Here is a 1,085-nt window from a genome sequence, read left to right as displayed (position 1 = left end):
AAACACAGAAGGCGGTTTGGTACTGGCGTGAATCAGCTCAACAATTTGCTCGGTAATTTTCCAGCGACTGTCGCAAATTTTCTCTTTTTGCTGCTCCGTCCAACGCTTGTCTGCGATTGGTTCTCCTGCGAGGTTGATGACGGCATCTATGTTGTTGAGATCGGCGAGTTCATCAAGAGAAGCAAGGTACTCAATATTACCTAAATCTGCGTACTGCAAGTGCTGTTTGGCTTGGTCTGGCGATCGGGTCAGTAACACTATCTGATGAGTGGTGAGCAGTTTGAGTAACTCAGACCCTATAAACCCAGTTCCACCTGTAAGTAATATCTTCATAGCATCTCTTTGAATGTCAATATATTAGAACATTATAGTCGTTTTGCGCCTCGCTTGATCAGTTCAGCGCTGCTTATCATGCGTTCTTCCATCTTTCAGATAAATTTTCGTGGTGGCTCATCCAGTTCACATATTGGGAAAATGTAACCAAATGTTAGTGGTGACATAAGGTTGTTCACGTTTGTGAGTAGAAATTTATGCCACACTGAGAGTAGATGATAAGGATATCACCGGACAGGTCTCGCCTTCAGAGCCAATAACTTGTTCGTCAAAGGGAGGATTTGCATGGAAGCACTCACTGCTTTGTTCCGCGCTCTGTTTAACAGTGCCCGCGATCTTCTTCCTATTGTGATTGTTATTACCTTCTTCCAATTGGTGGTTCTGCAAGAGCCTTTACCTAACTTGGTCTCGATTCTTTTTGGTTTGTTGTTGGTCATTTTAGGCCTGACGTTTTTTATTTTCGGGCTAGAACTCGGCTTGTTCCCCATTGGCGAAAATATGGCACAAGCCTTTGCTCGAAAGGGCAGTGTGTTTTGGTTATTGATTTTTGCGTTTTGCTTGGGGTTTGGAACCACTATCGCAGAGCCGGCATTGACTGCTGTTGCAGAAGAGGCCTCAGAGGTGGCGGCTGAAGGCGGGATGATCCCTAATTCCGAACAATCCATGACGGAGTATGGCGGTGGCCTGCGGATCACGGTGGCTTCTTCTGTTGGGGTTGCGATTGTGATTGGGGTGCTGCGCGTCTTAAACGG

At 46.1% G+C, this 1,085-nt stretch carries 2 protein-coding genes; one reads left to right on the top strand and one right to left on the bottom strand.

The window, feature by feature from the left end:
• The coding region (locus R7Q47_RS26160; protein ID WP_318090250.1) for an NAD-dependent epimerase/dehydratase family protein at window positions 1-333 on the bottom strand (333 nt) is incomplete at its 3' end.
• A 285-nt stretch (window positions 334-618) separates the two neighbouring features.
• Here R7Q47_RS26160 and R7Q47_RS26155 point away from each other — a divergent pair.
• Window positions 619-1,085: DUF1538 family protein (locus R7Q47_RS26155; RefSeq protein WP_318090249.1), on the top strand; the 467-nt coding region annotated here is incomplete at its 3' end.

This window comes from Vibrio sp. Vb0349 (assembly GCF_033338975.1).
Note: the sequence above shows the minus strand (reverse complement) of the source record. Positions and strands in the feature narration are given on the sequence as shown.